This window comes from Amycolatopsis sp. NPDC051903, from assembly GCF_044452505.1.
Taxonomy (GTDB): Bacteria; Actinomycetota; Actinomycetes; order Mycobacteriales; family Pseudonocardiaceae; genus Amycolatopsis.
In genome coordinates, this window is the sequence record NZ_JBITBT010000047.1 from 10,353 (window position 1) to 24,574 (window position 14,222).

13 protein-coding genes are annotated in these 14,222 nt (G+C 71.6%); 8 read left to right on the plus strand and 5 right to left on the minus strand.

What is annotated here, in order from left to right:
- Positions 1-883: 883 nt before the first annotated feature.
- On the minus strand, positions 884-1,612 hold the full coding sequence (locus tag ACIA77_RS46045; RefSeq protein ID WP_395892521.1) for a DUF4191 domain-containing protein: 729 nt from the start codon (positions 1,610-1,612) through the stop codon (positions 884-886).
- 64 nt (positions 1,613-1,676) lie between these two features.
- Between ACIA77_RS46045 and ACIA77_RS46050 the strand changes: the two genes are divergently transcribed.
- From ACIA77_RS46050 to ACIA77_RS46075, 6 genes are all read left to right on the plus strand, one after another.
- Positions 1,677-3,767: an ATP-dependent DNA helicase UvrD2 gene (locus ACIA77_RS46050; RefSeq protein ID WP_395892522.1), complete on the plus strand. Its 2,091-nt coding sequence runs from the start codon at positions 1,677-1,679 to the stop codon at positions 3,765-3,767.
- 209 nt (positions 3,768-3,976) lie between these two features.
- Positions 3,977-4,237, plus strand: a complete 261-nt coding sequence (locus ACIA77_RS46055) for a hypothetical protein (protein ID WP_395892523.1) — start codon at positions 3,977-3,979, stop codon at positions 4,235-4,237.
- 151 nt (positions 4,238-4,388) lie between these two features.
- Complete coding sequence (locus tag ACIA77_RS46060; RefSeq protein ID WP_239154148.1) at positions 4,389-4,733, plus strand: WhiB family transcriptional regulator; 345 nt, start codon at positions 4,389-4,391, stop codon at positions 4,731-4,733.
- On the plus strand, positions 4,730-4,987 hold the full coding sequence (locus ACIA77_RS46065; RefSeq protein WP_395892524.1) for a hypothetical protein: 258 nt from the start codon (positions 4,730-4,732) through the stop codon (positions 4,985-4,987). The genes ACIA77_RS46060 and ACIA77_RS46065 overlap by 4 nt, the downstream gene beginning before the upstream one ends.
- A gap of 130 nt (positions 4,988-5,117) precedes the next feature.
- Positions 5,118-6,410, plus strand: a complete 1,293-nt coding sequence (locus ACIA77_RS46070) for a methyltransferase domain-containing protein (protein ID WP_395892525.1) — start codon at positions 5,118-5,120, stop codon at positions 6,408-6,410.
- On the plus strand, positions 6,407-6,589 hold the full coding sequence (locus ACIA77_RS46075; RefSeq protein WP_395892526.1) for a hypothetical protein: 183 nt from the start codon (positions 6,407-6,409) through the stop codon (positions 6,587-6,589). Before ACIA77_RS46070 ends, ACIA77_RS46075 begins: the two co-directional genes overlap by 4 nt.
- Positions 6,590-7,238: 649 nt before the next feature.
- Here ACIA77_RS46075 and ACIA77_RS46080 read toward each other — a convergent pair.
- From ACIA77_RS46080 to ACIA77_RS46090, 3 genes are all read right to left on the minus strand, one after another.
- The gene (locus tag ACIA77_RS46080) at positions 7,239-8,189 is read right to left on the minus strand and encodes a hypothetical protein (RefSeq protein WP_395892527.1); all 951 of its coding nucleotides are present in this window, start codon (positions 8,187-8,189) and stop codon (positions 7,239-7,241) included.
- Between the two features lie 102 nt (positions 8,190-8,291).
- On the minus strand, positions 8,292-9,644 hold the full coding sequence (locus tag ACIA77_RS46085) for an ABC1 kinase family protein (RefSeq protein ID WP_395892528.1): 1,353 nt from the start codon (positions 9,642-9,644) through the stop codon (positions 8,292-8,294).
- 54 nt (positions 9,645-9,698) lie between these two features.
- Complete coding sequence (locus ACIA77_RS46090; protein ID WP_395892529.1) at positions 9,699-10,736, minus strand: hypothetical protein; 1,038 nt, start codon at positions 10,734-10,736, stop codon at positions 9,699-9,701.
- A gap of 163 nt (positions 10,737-10,899) precedes the next feature.
- On the opposite strand from ACIA77_RS46090, the gene ACIA77_RS46095 reads away from it, so the two are divergent.
- Positions 10,900-11,466 carry a M48 family metallopeptidase gene (locus tag ACIA77_RS46095; RefSeq protein ID WP_395892574.1) on the plus strand — a complete coding sequence of 189 codons (567 nt, stop codon included), beginning with the start codon at positions 10,900-10,902 and terminating at the stop codon, positions 11,464-11,466.
- Between the two features lie 93 nt (positions 11,467-11,559).
- Here ACIA77_RS46095 and ACIA77_RS46100 read toward each other — a convergent pair whose 3' ends face one another.
- The gene (locus ACIA77_RS46100; RefSeq protein ID WP_395892530.1) at positions 11,560-12,945 is read right to left on the minus strand and encodes a zinc-dependent metalloprotease; all 1,386 of its coding nucleotides are present in this window, start codon (positions 12,943-12,945) and stop codon (positions 11,560-11,562) included.
- Positions 12,946-13,136: 191 nt separating this feature from the next.
- On the opposite strand from ACIA77_RS46100, the gene ACIA77_RS46105 reads away from it, so the two are divergent.
- Positions 13,137-14,156 (plus strand): PDZ domain-containing protein, encoded by a 1,020-nt coding sequence (locus tag ACIA77_RS46105; protein ID WP_395892575.1) that lies wholly within the window; start codon positions 13,137-13,139, stop codon positions 14,154-14,156.
- Positions 14,157-14,222: the final 66 nt, after the last annotated feature.

A 14,222-nucleotide genomic window follows, 5' to 3' on the forward strand; every position in this document is an offset into this window, starting at 1 on the left:
CCGGGACACAGCTCCTGCCGGGACACAGCTCCTGCCGGGACACAGCTCCTGCCGGGACACAGCTCCTGCCGGGACACAGCTCCTGCCGGGACACAGCTCCTGCCGGGACACAGCCCCCACCCTCCCAAGGGGGCGTCCCACGTCCATTCTATCGGCCACCCCCGACAAAACCCGTGGTCAAGGCAATCGAGGGCTGAGTTGTCCACAACTCGAGGATGCTGTGGACAACTCCGCTATCGGGGTGCGGTGGCGCTGTGAACAGCGTGAATCGCCTCGCCGTAAGTCGAAGAGTGGAAGGGTTCGCCAGGAGCGAAGAAGGCCGGCATCACGCCAGCGGTCGACTGCCGGCGGAAATGCGGTGGTCAGGACCGGGCCGATAACGAGGGAAGCCGGTATGGGCCATTGATCAGGACCAGTACAGCCGAGGGACCGACCGGCCTCAGGTCCGCCGGAGTCCGAATGCGGAGCCTGGGCGGCCAGCCGACGGCGGAAGCAACCCGACCACGGCCCCGAGACCGCAGGCCACCCCACCTCAAACTACGCAGCCGCAAGGCCCAAGACCGCAAGCCCAAGATCGCGGGCCGCGCGCCTGCCAGTCACGCGACCGCGGGCCGCCGACCGGAGGCCTAAGACCGCAGGTCACGCGAGCCCAAGCTGCCGGACCGCAAGCCAGGCCACGCGACCCCAGGCCACACAACTGCAAGTCGCGCGACCGCAGGCCGCCGACCGCAAGCCCAAGACCTCGGGCCACGCGACCGCAGTCCACCCGACCGCCAGCCACCCGACCCCAAGGGCCGCATCACCACAGCCACCAACCACCCCACACAAGAAAAGGCCCCCGGGAACCAACCCCGGAGGCCTCTTCACAGCGGCAAACCCCAGCTCAGCGTCGCCGGATCGTCCGCTGCACGTTGCGCATCTTCGCGCCCGCCGGCATGGGGCCCTTCGGCATGGCCGCGCCGCGGTTGCCGAGGGCGGCGAGCTTGGCCTCGAGGGCGTCGACCTGCGGGGGCTTGAGGTTGCGGGGCAGCTTCATCAGCGTGCTCTGCAGCTTCTTGAGCGGCACCTCGTCGGCGTCGTTGCCGATGGTGAAGTCGTAGATCGGGGTGTCGCCGATCAGGCGCGACACGCGCTTCTTCTCCTGCGCCAGCAGGGTCTTCACGCGGTGCGGCACACCTTCGGCCACGAGGATCACGCCCGGCGCGCCCAGCACGCGGTGCACGGCGTCGAGCTGTGTCGTCGCGGCCACGGTGGGCGTCACGCGCCAGCTGCCGCGCATGTTCTCCAGCGCCCAGGCGCCCGCGCCCGGCTGGCCGTCGGCCTTCGTGTACACCGTCTTCTGCACGCGGCGGCCGAAGATGATCACGGCGAGCAGCACACCGAGCACGACGCCCAGCGGCAGCAGCGCCCACTGCATGTTGAAGATGAACCCGACGCCGAACAGCACACCGGCGACGACCACGATCGAGCCGACCATCCAAGGAATCAGCATCGGATCTTCGCGGCGTTGCATCTTGAACGCCTCGAAGAGCTGACCGCGCCGGGCCTTGCCGGCCGCGCGCTTCTCCGCCTTGGCCTGCTTGGCCGCTTCCTTGTCCTGCTTACCCGCCATTTAACCAGGATACGGCCGCGTGCCCTGCCACGAATCCGTCGGCCCCCTCTGCGAGGATCGCGGGGTGGCAAGCGCATCGTCTCCGAAGAGCCGTCCGAGCCTCCTGGACGGGCTCGACCCCGAGCAACGTGCCGCCGCCGCCGCGCCGCGCGGACCCGTCTGCGTCCTCGCCGGCGCCGGGACGGGCAAGACGCGCACGATCACGCACCGCATCGCGCACCTGGTCAGGTCGGGGCACGTCGCGGCCGGGCAGGTGCTCGCCGTCACGTTCACCGCGCGCGCGGCGGGCGAGATGCGCACGCGGCTGCGCGGCCTCGGCGTCGACGCCGCGCAGGCGCTCACGTTCCACGCGGCCGCGCGAAGGCAGCTGCGTTACTTCTGGCCGCGCGTGGTCGGCGACCGGCCGTGGGACCTCGTCGACAACAAGTTCCGGCTCGTCGCGCAGGCGGCGCAGCGTGCGCGGCTGAGCACGGAGACGGAGATCCTGCGCGACCTCGCGAGCGAGATCGAGTGGAGCAAGGCCTCACTCGTGTCACCCGACGACTACCCGGCCGTCGCGGCGCGCACGCAGCGCGACACCCCGGCGCCGGTCGCCCAGGTCGCGCAGGTCTACCGGTTGTACGAGGAGATCAAGAACTCCGCGCAGGTCCTCGACTTCGACGACCTCCTGCTGCACACCACGGCCGTCCTCGAGAAGCACGAGGCCGTCGCGACGGAGTTCCGCGACCGCTACCGCTGCTTCGTCGTCGACGAGTACCAGGACGTCACGCCGTTGCAGCAGCGGCTGCTCGACGCGTGGCTCGGCGGCCGCGACGACCTCACCGTCGTCGGCGACGCGAACCAGACCATCTACTCCTTCGGCGGCGCCTCGCCTCGGCCTCTGCTGGAGTTCACGCGGCGGTTCCCCGAGGCCACCGTCGTGCGGCTCGAGCGCGACTACCGGTCGACGCCCGAGGTCGTCGCGCTCGCGAACCGGGTGATCGGCGCCGCGCGCGGGCGGCCGGCGGGCTCGCGGCTGAAGCTCGTCGGCCAGCGGCAGGCGGGGCCCGAGCCGCGGTTCGCCGAGTACGACGACGAGTCCGCGGAGGCCTCGGCCGTCGCACGGCGCGTGCGCGAGCTGCTCGACGGGGGAGTGTCGGCGAGCGAGATCGCGGTGCTGTTCCGCGTGAACGCGCAGTCGGAGGCCTACGAACAGGCGCTCACCGAGGCCGGCATCCCGTACCTCGTCCGCGGCGGCGAACGGTTCTTCTCACGCGCCGAGGTGCGGCAGGCGATGTCGGCGCTGCGCGTCGCGTCCGGCGACCCCGCCGGGCCCGACCTGGTGACGACGGTCCGCTCGGTGCTCGCGCGCGTCGGCCTCACCGAGCAGCCACCGGCGGGTGGCGCCGCGAAGGAGCGGTGGGACGCGCTGCTCGCGCTGGTGGAGCTCGCCGAGGAGCTTTCGGCGACCGTCGAGGACGCCGACCTCCCGCGGCTGGTCGCCGAGCTCGACCAGCGCGCGGCGGCTCAGCACCCGCCGACGGTCGAAGGCGTCACGCTGGCGTCGCTGCACGCGGCGAAGGGCCTGGAGTGGGACGCGGTGTTCCTCGTCGGCCTGTCCGAGGGCACGATGCCGATCCTCCACGCCGACGGCGACGAGGCGGCCGTCGAAGAGGAGCGCCGCCTGTTCTACGTCGGCGTCACGCGGGCGCGTGAGCACCTGTCGCTGTCGTGGTCGCTGTCGCGCACGCCGGGCGGCCGGCGCAACCGGCGGCGCAGCCGGTTCCTCTACGGGCTGATCCCGGAGGACCACCCGGCGGCCCGCGTCGCGCGGTCGCAGCAGGTGTCGTCGGCGGGCACGAAGGCCGCGCGGTGCCGGCTTTGCGGCGGGCCGCTGCTGCAGACGCTGGAGGTGAAGCTGGGGCGGTGTTCGAAGTGCCCGTCCACAGTGGATGAAGAACTCCTCGAGAAGCTGAAGACGTGGCGTGGTGAGCGTTCGCGGGAGCTGAAGGTGCCGGCGTTCGTGGTGTTCACGGACGCGACTCTGATGGCGATCGCCGAACAGCGACCGACCGACGACGGAGCGCTCGTGTCGATCTCCGGGATCGGCGCGACGAAGCTCGAACGCTTCGGCGCGGAGGTGCTCGACGTGGTCCGCTCGACGATGCGGTCTTGACCGCGTCCGCACCCTGATCGATGCGGCGAACCCGCTGCTCGCACGCGATCTTCGTAGCTTCGGAGAGTTTTCGGGAAAATGAGTTGCCCCCGTCTCGCAGGGGCAATAACCTGCACGTACCCGGGTGGGAAGAGCCCGGTCTGGGGATCCATGTGACGAGTGCCGCCCGGTGCGGCAGCGTCCGGACAGCGAAAGGTGGTGCCGGTGAAATGATCAGCAACATGACGCTCACGAACCCTGGCACCGGTCTGTCCGGCTGCGGACTCATCCCCGCTTCGCGCCAGGGTACCGGTGTGTCCACGAGTGCTCACCTCGGCGGACTCCGCCGGGTCGATGAGCGTACGTGGACCTCGGTTGAGGTCACCCTGGCCAACGCTGCCTTCGTTGGCGCGTACCCGCAGGTCGAGGTCGATCTGCCGACCATCAAGCAGTTCCGTGTTCCGTTGTCGATACGGGAGCGAAGTTCCTGACCTAGTCAGGACACGAGGCTCACGAAGGCCGCGGAACCGGTAACCGGATCCGCGGCCTTCGTGTTTTTTTGGCTGCACAACCCCGAGGAACAAGTTGTCCAGTTCGATCGACAGTCCGAAAACCACCGCAACGATGAAGAGGAGCACGGAAATGTCGTCCGCCATCGCCTTCGCCGAGGGGTTCGACCTCGGTATCGGCGACCTGCTCGACGGGGTCGCCGCCCCCGAGCTCGAGCTGCCCTGCCGTTCCCGCGACGCAGACCTCTGGTTCGCCGAGTCGCCTGCCGAGCTCGAGCGCGCCAAGTCCCTGTGCGCCGACTGCCCCGTCCGCGAGGCCTGCCTCGCGGGTGCCCTTGCCCGGCGCGAGCCGTGGGGGGTCTGGGGTGGCGAGATCTTCGAGCGTGGTGTCGTCATCGCGCGGAAGCGGCCCCGTGGCCGTCCGCGCAAGAACGCCGCGCTGGAGCCCGCTGCCGCTGCCGGGAGCGCCGCCGCATGACCGTCGAGCTGATCACCATCCGCGATTACGAGGCGCGCACCCGTGAACCGGATCGCGCGCAGCCACTTCCCCAGCAGAACGACACTCAGGAGACCAGCGAAATGTTGCTTCACGAAGAACTGTCCAGGGCCCGAATACGGGATCTGGAGGAAGAAGTACAAGCGCAACGCCCTTGGCGTCGCGCACGCGCCGCGCGCCGGTGGGCCCGCGTCGCCCGGTGGGCGGCCGACCGCTCCCGCCGGTTCCAGGATTGATCCGCGCGGAGGGCCGGTCACTTCGGTGGCCGGCCTTCCGGCTTTTTCCCTGAACTCGCACGGAGTTCACCGCGCGGTCGCCGGTCCGTCGGCTCGTTCGGCCGCGGGGTTCGGGTGTTGAATGAGGGTCGTGTCCGCACACCACCATTCCCACAGCCACACCCACGACCACATCGACTGGGCCGACCGGCTCACCCAGCTCCGCACGGCCGACACCCTCGACGCCGACGCCCAGTCCGCGATCGCCCGCCGCCTCGTCGCGGCCCTCCCGCGCGGCGCCACGATCGTCGACCTCGGCTGCGGCGCCGGCGGCATGAGCACCCACTTCGCCACCGCCCTGGCCTCCCACGGCGGCGGCACCCTCATCCTCGTCGACGCGACGCCGGAGCTGCTCGCCGTCGCCGAGGAAACGGTCAAGGCCGCCGCTTCGGGCGGCCCTTCGGCCGCCGGTTCTGGTGCGGCACCGGCTGTCGCCGTGCCTGGCGGAATTGGTTCGGGTGCAGGGGTTTCCCCTGCGGGTCCGGTCGCGACGGGTGTGGCCGGCACGGTTGGCTCCGGTGCTGGGGTTGCGCCCGCCGGTTCGGTTGCGACGGGTGTGGCCGATACGGTCGGTTCTGATGACGCTGTTGCGCCCGATGGCTCGGCCGCAATGGGCGCGGCCGAGCGGGTTGGTTCCGGCGACGCGGTCGCGCCCGCCGGTTCGGTCGAGACGGGTGTGGCCGACGAGGTTGGTTCGGGCGCAGGGGTTTCCCCTGCGGGTCCGGTCGCGACGGGCGTGGCCGGTTCCGGGTCCGGTCCGGTGCCTGCGGGTGGCTCCGGCGCGGTCGGTGCCGGGCCTGTCGAGGTGCGGGCCGTGCTCGGGGATCTCGCTGATGCGGAGCTCCCGGAGTCTTTGCCGGCGGCGGATCTGGTGTGGGCGTCGCGCGTGGTGCACCACTTGCCGGATCAGCAGGCGGCCGTGGGGACTCTCGCGCGGGTCGCCAAGGCGGGCGGGTTGGTGGCGCTCGCTGAGGGTGGGCTGGATTTCCGTTGTCTCCCTTGGGATCTGGGGATCGGGCGGCCGGGGCTCGAGGACCGGTTGCTGGCCGCGCAGGCTGAGTGGTTCATCGGTATGCGCGAGGGCATCGAGGGTGCGGTCGCGATGCCGTACGGCTGGTCCACGGCGCTTGAGCACGCCGGGCTCACCGACGTCGACTCGTTCGGCGCGCTCGTGCACCACCCGTCGCCGGGTCCTGCGATGCTGGCCGACTACGTCGTCCACCGCATCACGCGCATCTTCGAGTTCGGCGGCGAGTACCTCACCCCGGACGACCGCGAAACCCTGACCTCCCTCCTCGACCCGGACGGCCCCCACCACCTCGCCGCCCGCCACGACCTCTACCTCACCGGCGCGAAAATCGTCCACTGTGGACGACGCCCGTGACCGCCCCCGACGCCACGTGCTCCCGCTGCAGCCGCCCCCGCTCCGGCGAATCCGACCCCCTCGCCGCCCTCTCCTGGGTCTCTACCAAGGACGACGGCCGAGAACGCTGGCTGTGCCCGAACTGCGCCCGCGACCACGTGCGCGACATCGAAGCCAAACTCCCCGACGAGTACTGGTGATCTTTTCCGATTCCGACCGCACCTCCTCCCCCTGACGGCCCGACCCGCCCGGGCGACCCGTGCGACTACCGCGGATCACGCGCCGGTTGCTCACGGGCCGCCGTTCACCAGCACACGCAGGCCACGGCGACCGACACCAGGCCGGCGCTCGCCGGCGAGTGGTGCGCCGGACCGGGACCGCAGCGGGTGGCCGCGTGAGGTCAGGCGAGCGGCCCGCTCGACCGCAGCAGGGCACCTGGTGCTGCTCCCAGGCATGCGGCTTGTGGCCCGGTGAGTGGTGCGCTCGATGGCCGCGAGTGTGCCAGTGGCCTGCGGGCAGGCCACTGGCGCACCTCTGCTGCGGCGCACCTCCGGCGGTGGCGCACCTCGGCGGTGGCGCACCTCTGCTGCGGCGCACCTCCGGCGGTGGCGCACCTCGGCGGTGGCGCACCTCGGCGGCGGCACGCCTGCTGAACACCGCGCGGCCGGTAGCAGCTCGCGGCCCGGCGAGCCGGGAGTGCGCACGGCCGCACCGCGTCGGGCGGGCTGCCGGTGGCCAGGGGAGCTGTGCGCCGGTTCGCAGCGTGCCGGGCAGGCGGCCCCAAGTAACACTTCGGAGCGCGCGGTGGGGGACCAGGAGCGCCCCGGTAGGGGCCCGGGGAGCGACCCGCTAGGCGGCCGTTCCCGACCGGTACACGGCGCGGACCTTCGGGCGCGGGGTGCGGGCCGCTTGGGTGTAGGCGCGGACGAGTTCGCGGGCGACGGCCTTGGGGGTTTCGTGCAGTTGCTCGGGGGTGCAGCGCATCAGCACGGTGCCCGTGGCGGTCAGGGCGAGGTGGCTGAAGTCGGTGGGGCCGGCGGCGGTGCGGTAGCGCCAGGCGAGCCCGACCTCGTCCCACCAGGCGTCGGCGGTGCCGATGCGGCGGCCGCGGCGGTCGCAGACCGAGACGTTCCACTGCGGGGCCGGCAGGGGCGTCTCGTGGACGACACGCAGGGCGTGGCCGTGGGCGAAGGCCTCGTGGGTGTCGAGCGCCCGGAGCACCGCACGGACGGTGGCGGAGCCGCGCTGGTTGCCGGCGTTGAGTTCGGCCAGTAGCTCGGTGCGGTCGCACAGGCCCCAGAGCAGGGGGAGCGTGGCGAGGCGCTCGACCGCGGCCGGGTCCTGCTCGCGGCGAGCCAGGTCGAGGGCGGCGCGCGCCGGGCTCGCGTAGGGCAGGCCGTTGATCATCACGGGCTCGGGCAGGCGCGCCGTGCGGCAGGTCAGCACGCCGTGTTCGGAACCCGGACGGCGGTAGTGCGGCAGGAGCAGGTGGATCTCGTCGGTGGCCGGGTGCGTGACGCCGTGGGCCCGCAGTGCGTCGACGCCCGTGATGACGGCCGTCGGGCCGTAGCGGGCGATCGTCGCGTGCAGGAGTTGTAATCGGGTCGGCGGTTTGTCCTGGGTCAGGAACACGCCGGGGTACACGCGACGCCACGGTCCGCCCGGCCGGGCCAGCCTCGCGGCTCTTCGGTTCGAGACCCCGGCGCTGCGCAGCCGCTTCAAGTCGATCACGCCCGCGGCGGAGGCGAAGGCGCTCGAATCACTCAACGCAACGGCGCGGGTGCTTGCGGTAGTCGTCATGGTTCGAGGATGACCGCTCGGCCATCCGAGTGGAACCGGCTTTTCGAATCTGTGGACAACTCCCGCTCTGCGGCGCCCAAAACGCCGGAGCCTGTGGACAACTCAGCGCGCGAACCCGGGCTGCCAGCGCTCCACGATGCCCCGCGCGGGCACCTCGGCGTCGAGCTGGCAGAGGATGCCCGTGGATCCCGCGGTGACCCGGTGGATCATCAGGTACTCGGGCGGCAGGTTCAGCGACCGGCCGACGCGGAAGTCGCTGCCGCGGGTGTCGCCGACGCGGCCGGCCTGCTTCTGCATCCAGCGGCGCGTGAAGTGGAACGTCGGCGTGGCCAGCGGCTCCGTGAACGGCGCCAGGTACGCGAGCACCTCGTCGGCCGAGAGGTCGGAGTCGGTGCGGACGAAGCCGTTCTCCCGCAGCAGCCGCATGAGGTCGGAGGAGTCGCCGTCGAGCGCCAGGCGGGTCATCTCGCCCAGGTGGCGCGGGATGCCGTGGGGCAGCTTCGCGACGCCGCCGAAGTCCATCACGCACAGGCGGCCGTCGTCGGTGATCATGAAGTTGCCGGGGTGGGGGTCGGAGTGCAGCAGGTGCGCCCTGGCCGGCGACGAGTAGTGGAACTCCATGAGCAGCCGGCCCGCGAGGTTGCGGATCTCGCGGTCGCCCTCGGAGATGACCTTGGCCAGCGGCGTGCCCGTGACCCACTCGGTGATGACGACCTTCGGCGCGCTCGCCACCACCCGCGGGATCAGGAACTCCGGGTCGCCCTCGAAGGCCTTCACGAAGGCGCGCTGGTTGTCGGCCTCGTTGAGGTAGTCGAGCTCCTCGTCCATGCGGTCGGCCAGCTCCGCGAGCAGCGGTTTCACGTCCGTGCCGGGTACGAACGCCTGGAACAGCCGGCTGAACCGCTGCAGCTGCCGCAGGTCGCTGCGCAGCGCCTCGTCGGCGCCCGGGTACTGGACCTTCACGGCGACCTCGCGGCCGTCGTGCCAGGTCGCGCGGTGGACTTGGCCGATGCTCGCCGCCGCCGCCGGGACGTCGTCGAAGTGCGCGAACCGGCCTTCCCACGACCGGCCGAGCTGCTGGGCGAGCACGCGGCGCGTCTGCTGCGCCGACATCGGCGGGGCGGCCGACTGCAGCTTCGTCAGCGCCTCGCGGTACGGCTTGGCCATGTCGTCGGGCACGGCGGCCTCGAACACGCTCAGCGCCTGGCCGAACTTCATCGCGCCGCCCTTCAGCGTGCCCAGCACCTCGAACAGCTGCTCCGCGGCCTTCGCCGACAACGTCGCGCTGACCTGGTCCGCGCTCTGCCCCGCGAGCCGCTTGCCCCACCCGCCGACGGCGCGTCCGGCGATCCCGATCGGGATGCTGGCCAGCTTCGCGGTGCGGGCGGCACCTCGTCGCGGCAGGATTGATTCGCGGTCTGCGATTGATTCGCGGTCTGCGGCGGAGTCGGTCACCCTGCGATTCTGCCTTGGTGACCTTGCCCGCCGCAGCCTGCCGGTGGGTGTGGGCTACGTCTCCGGGTGCGGTTCGGGGGCGCCGCAGTCGCAGTCCGGGTGGGGCTCCCAGTACCGGTGCCGCAGGCGACCCTCGAACGCGTCGAGTTCCATGGTGCTGTTCCAGCTCGGCGGCGGTTCCGCGCTCGGCGACAGCACGCGCAGCGCCTGCGCGACGGCCAGCGCGGCACACGACTGCACGGCCCCCAGATCGGGCCGCTGGTCGACGTCCACGAGCTGGCTCGCGAGCCGCGGCCACGCCGCGTCCAGGTCGGTGCGGTGCAGGTCGCAGCACCGCAGGCAGGCGCTGCGGCCGGGGACGACGAGCGGGCCCACGATCGTCGTGCCGTCGCGGACCTTCGCGGGCAGGTGGGGGACGCCCGCGTCGACGAGCTCGGCCACCAGCTCCGGCGCGGGTACCAGCGCATCGGTGAGCACCACGACGTCGGGCGTGCGGTGGTGGTTGCGGCCGGTGGTGACGTCGGGTGCGACGCGAGCCAGCACGTTCAGCACCGCCCGTCTTCGCGGCAGGCCCAGCTCAGCGGTGGTGAGGCCGGAGCCGAGGTCGGCTTCCCCGACCGCGCCGGACGCGCGGACGTCGATGTGCCCGACGCCCGCGTTGGCCAGCAGGACGGCGACGGCCACGGCGATCCGGCCGTCGCCGCGAACGGTCACCAGGCTCTGTCGCCGTCGTTCCGTGAGCGCGGTCTGGTGGTGGCGGGCGCGCAGGGACCAGAAACCGGTCTCGACGCGCTTCGCGGTGGGCGTGGGTGCCTCCGTGACGAGACCCAACGCGGTGAGCTGCTTGAGCAGCAGCCGCAGCTGGCCGAGGTGTTCGCTCTCGGCGAGCAGGGTGTCGAGGTGGCGCCTGCCGTCGAGCCGGCGCACGAGTTCGACCACGCTCGGCTCGAGCCGGCCGGCCACGACGCCGTGGCGCGGGTCGAGGCCGATCTGGATTTCGCCGTCGCCGCGTTCCAGCACGTGGAGGCCCGGGAGCAGCGTCGGGTAGGCCGGCAGCAAGACGTCCGGCGGCGGAACGGTGGACAAGGTCATGATGATCAGCTTGACACCCACACGGCGTTGCCCTGCCCCAAATCCGCGAGTTATCCACAGGGCAGGCAAGTTGTGGACAACTCGGGGCTGTGACCTTAAGGCGCTCCAAGTTGTCGGCCGCTGGCCTTACCGTTGTCGAGTGGTCGAAGCACGGATGCCCTCGCTGAGGGGCCGGGGCGGAACGAACCCCCCGTCGGACACTCCTGAACACAAGGTCGAGGTACGGCGCAGCACGCGCCGGCGCCGGACGGTCACCGCGTACTGGAAAGACGACACCCTCGTGGTGCTCATCCCGGCACACTTGTCCCGCGCGGAAGAACGGCACTGGGTCGCGGAGATGGAGCGCAAGCTGCAGCGCCCAGAGCCGCGCAAACCCGCGTCACCGAAGGCGTCGGACGACGCGCTGCTGGCGCGCTGCGCCGTGCTGGCGGCGAAGTACGTGCACCCGCGGGCGATCCCCGCGAGCGTGCGCTGGGTGCCGCCCATGCGCACCCGCTGGGCCTCCTGCACCCCGGTCGACGCGACGATCCGCGTCAGCGACCGGCTGCAGCGGGTGCCGTCGTGGGTCCTGGACTACGTGCTGGTGCACGAGCTCGCCCACCTGCGGGAACCGGGGCACGACGCCGCGTTCTGGACGTTGGTGAACCGCTACCCGAAGACGGAGCGCGCCATCGGGTACCTGGAGGGTTTGTCGGCGGCGGCGGGGTGGGGGATTTCGGAGGAAGACTGAGCGCGACCCCCGGCTGAGTGGCGAGAAGACGCCCGAAACGACCCCGGTCCTCCGTCGCGGGGCGGCGGAGGACCGGGGTCGGGTGCGCAGGGGTCAGGACGACGGGGTGTCGCCCTTGTCGCCCTTGTCGTCCGAGTCGGGCTTCGGGGCGGCTTCGGAGCCAGAATCGGCCGCAGCATCGGCTTCGCGCTTCTGGGTCCGCTCCAGCTCGGCGATCGGGTCGAAGTCGTCGCCGAGCACCGGGGTTTCGCCGAGGCGGTCGGCGAAGTCGAGGGGCTCGTCGAGATCTTCCGCGGTCGGCATGAGGTCCGGGTGGGACCAGAGGCCGTCGCGCTTCTCCATGCCGTGGCGGTCGCCCACGAGCTTCCACAGGGAAGACGCGGCACGCATCCGGCGGGGACGCAGTTCCAGGCCCACCAGGGTCGCGAAGGTCTGCTCGGCGGGCCCGCCCGTGGCGCGCCGGCGGCGGAGTGTCTCGCGCAGGGCCTCGGCGCCGGGCAACCGGTCGCCGATGGCCTCGGCGACGACGACGTCGACCCAGCCTTCGACCAGGGCCAGCAGGGTTTCGAGCCGCTTCAGCGCCGATTCCTGCTCGGGCGTGGTCTTGGGCTCGAGCAGGCCCGAGGACATGGCCTCTTCGATGCTCGCCGGGTTGGCCGGGTCGATCTGGCCGGCCAGCGATTCGAGCGCGGAGGTGTCCACGGTGATGCCGCGCGCGAACTCCTCGACCGTCGCCAGCAGGCGCTGGCGCAGCCACGGCACGTGGGCGAACAGGCGCTGGTGCGCGGCCTCGCGCGCGGCGAGGAACACGACCACCTCGCTGCTCGGCACCTCCAGCCCCTCGGTGAACTTCTCGATGTTCGCGGGCAGCAGCGCCGACGTGGTGGCCGGGCCCAGCGGCAAGCCGACCTCCGTGGACGTCAGCACCTCCTGGGCGAGCTGCGCGAGCGCGTTGCCGAGCTGGGAGCCGAAGGCCATGCCGCCCATCTGCCCCATCATGGACAGCAGCGGCCCGGCGGCCTGCTTGGCCTCCTCGGGCAGCGCCTGCATCCACGCGCCGGACACCTGCTGCGCGACGGGGTCGCAGAGCCGCTGCCACGTCGGCAGCGTCTTCTCGACCCACGTGCGCGCCGACCACGCGACGGTGGTGGTCGCGCCGGCGGGCAGGATCGTCGCCGCGTCGAGCCACAGCTCGGCGAGGTGGGCGGCGTCGCGCACTGCGGTCGACGAGTCGCCCGTGGACGAGGCGAAGCCGATCTTCGCGTCCTCCGAACCGCTGAGGTTCTGGAGCGCGATCTGTTTCGCCAGGTCGTAGTTCACCGGCCCGCTCGAGGAGCCCGCCTGGCTGAGCATCTGGCCCAGCTGGCTCAGCATCTGCCCGAGCTGGTTGAACGCCTCGGCGCCGGACGGCTGCTCCGGGTCGTTGTCGCCTCGTCTGTCGGGATCGGGCGGTCCGAAACCGAACGGGGGTTTGCTCATACGTCCACCGTACGCGGGTAGGGCCCCTCCCAGCGCGTCAACCATGGCCTTCACCGGGAAGCGAACACGGTCACCGTACGCTGTCGCTCGTGACCAAACCCGACGAGGAGACCGCGACCGCGAACAGCCGGACCGAGCCGTCGAGTGAACCGGCCCGCGAAGAGCGGCGGATGACGCGCCGCGGCTGGACCCTGCTGGTCAGCGGAGCGCTGTTCCTGGTGTTCGTCCTAGCCGGTTTCCTGGTCCAGGTGCCGTACGTGGCCATCAGTCCCGGCCCGACGTACGACACGCTCGGTCGCGACGCCGCCGGCAACGAGGTGATCCAGGTCAAGGGCCACCAGTCCTTCCAGACCAACGGCGAACTGCGCATGACCACCGTGTCCCTCAACGACGGGATCAACCTCTTCACCGCGCTCGGCCTCTGGGCCAGCGGCCGCTACGCCCTCGCGCCGCGCGAGGAGTACTACCGGCCCGGCGAGACCAACGAGCAGGTCAAGCAGGAGAACATCCAGCAGCTGCAGGATTCGCAGAGCAACGCCCAGGTCGCCGCGCTGCGCCACCTCGGTTACCCGGTGGAGGTCGTGGCCAAGGAGATCGTGTCCGGCAGCCCCGCCGACCACGTGCTCGCGCCCGGCGACAAACTCCTCACGGTCAACGGCAAGCAGGTGAAGGAGGCCGCCGACGTCGCGGCCGCGCTCACCACCACCAAGCCCGGCCAGAGCGTGCAGGTCACCTTCCAGTCCGACGGCCGGCCCCAGCGCACGGTCCCGATCACGCTGGCCCAGCGCTCCGACCGCACCCAGGGCTTCATGGGCCTGACCGCCGTCGACCACGCGCAGGCGCCGTTCGACGTCAACATCTCGCTGCAGGACGTCGGCGGCCCGTCGGCCGGCCTGATGTTCACGCTGGCGATCATCGACCGCCTGACCCCGCCCGGGCAGCCCGACAGCAACCTCGCCGCCGGCCGCCACATCGCGGGCACGGGCGAGATCAGCGAGACGGGCGAGGTCGGCCCGATCGGCGGCATCTCGTTCAAGGTCGTCGGCGCGCGCGAAGCCGGAGCCACCGACTTCCTCGTGCCGGCGCACAACTGCGCCGAAGCGAAGTCGGCCGTGCCGGACGGGCTCAACCTGATCAAGGTGTCCACTCTGGACGACGCGCTGACCCAGCTCCAGAACCTCAAGACCGGCCGGCCCACCACGCACTGCTGAGGACCCCCGTGCCAGCACTCGCCCGGATCCGGAGGCCCCCACGCGGAGGCCTCCGGTTCAAGGCGG

What these genes read in the sequence shown, in the direction of transcription:
- ACIA77_RS46045 (WP_395892521.1), bottom strand. Translation starts at nt 1,612, where the DNA reads ATGGCGGGTAAGCAGGACAAGGAAGCGGCCAAGCAGGCCAAGGCGGAG.
- ACIA77_RS46055 (WP_395892523.1), top strand. Translation starts at nt 3,977, where the DNA reads ATGATCAGCAACATGACGCTCACGAACCCTGGCACCGGTCTGTCCGGC.
- ACIA77_RS46060 (WP_239154148.1), top strand. Translation starts at nt 4,389, where the DNA reads ATGTCGTCCGCCATCGCCTTCGCCGAGGGGTTCGACCTCGGTATCGGC.
- ACIA77_RS46065 (WP_395892524.1), top strand. Translation starts at nt 4,730, where the DNA reads ATGACCGTCGAGCTGATCACCATCCGCGATTACGAGGCGCGCACCCGT.
- ACIA77_RS46080 (WP_395892527.1), bottom strand. Translation starts at nt 8,189, where the DNA reads ATGACGACTACCGCAAGCACCCGCGCCGTTGCGTTGAGTGATTCGAGC.
- ACIA77_RS46090 (WP_395892529.1), bottom strand. Translation starts at nt 10,736, where the DNA reads ATGACCTTGTCCACCGTTCCGCCGCCGGACGTCTTGCTGCCGGCCTAC.
- ACIA77_RS46100 (WP_395892530.1), bottom strand. Translation starts at nt 12,945, where the DNA reads ATGAGCAAACCCCCGTTCGGTTTCGGACCGCCCGATCCCGACAGACGA.